The organism is Pseudorhodobacter sp. E13, from assembly GCF_003991405.1.
Lineage (GTDB): Bacteria > Pseudomonadota > Alphaproteobacteria > Rhodobacterales > Rhodobacteraceae > Pseudorhodobacter.
Map to the genome: position 1 here is coordinate 1 of NZ_RPEN01000075.1, position 359 is coordinate 359.

The window sequence follows — 359 nt, forward strand, 5'->3', positions numbered from 1 at the left end:
CAAGGCCCGCGCGGAATTGCTCGCCGTTTGACAGATGGGTAAAGGGCCGTAGCCAGGACGGCACCGAGCCAAGCCCAACGGCAGCGAGCGCGCCCGTCACCTGATCGAAATTGCCCTTGGGGGCAATCGCTTCGATCAGGGGCAGGTTGGGCCAGCTTTGGGCGGCGCTCTCGCCCCCGAAAAGCACCTTTGCCGCAGAGGTTTTGCCCGAGCCTGAAGGGCCAACGATCAACCCGATTTGCCACGGACGAGCAGTCAGATCGACCTCCATTTCAAGGCGAAAGTCCGCGTCCTTTTCGATGTTGAACAGGCTTGCCACACGGGCCGCACGATAGCTGTCTGGGATTGGGGCGGGGTGA

General features: G+C 62.4%; 1 pseudogene. It reads right to left on the minus strand.

Annotation, left to right across the window (positions count from 1 at the left end):
- Window positions 1-359 (minus strand): annotated as a pseudogene (locus EGN72_RS19065) (ABC transporter ATP-binding protein); the annotation flags it as partial.